The organism is Treponema sp. R6D11 (genome assembly GCF_054786075.1).
Window position 1 is genome coordinate 1 of the sequence record NZ_BDHD01000641.1, and the last position, 558, is coordinate 558.

The 558-nt window shown below is 47.0% G+C and carries 1 protein-coding gene; it reads left to right on the forward strand.

Features of this window, described 5'->3' with window-relative positions; all coding sequences use genetic code 11:
• The coding region (cdaA, locus tag ACYVTD_RS15230) for a diadenylate cyclase CdaA (RefSeq protein WP_461248551.1) at nt 1-558 on the forward strand (558 nt) is incomplete at both ends.

Sequence of the window (558 nt, forward strand, 5' to 3'; positions counted from 1 at the left end):
TATTTATTATCTTCCAACCAGAGCTTCGTCAAGGTCTCGAGCGTTTAGGCAACAGCCGCCTAGCTAGAACTCTCCACATCAGCACATTCACCTCAAGCGAGGATTCTTCCAAACGCGTCGCAAAAGAGATAACAAAAGCGCTAGAATACTTAAGCGAACGGCGCACAGGCGCGCTCATAGTTCTGGAGCGTCAAGCGAAATTAAACAACGTCATTTCAACTGGAGTATCTTTAAATTCATATGTAACTTCCGAACTGCTTTGCAATATTTTCACGCCACTCGCCCCATTGCACGACGGCGCGGTCATAATCCGCAACGAAAAAATCATCGCAGCAAGCTGTCTATTGCCTAACACCCAACGCACAAACCTAGACAGCAGCCTAGGCACAAGGCATCGCGCAGCAATTGGTATCACAGAGGTTTCTGATGCGTTAGTTGTCGTAGTAAGTGAAGAAACTGGTAGAATATCAATCGCCGTAAACGGCATCATCAGCCGCGGGATAAGCATCGAAACAGCCGAAGGCACGATAAGCAAACTATTCTCACAAGAAGCAAATC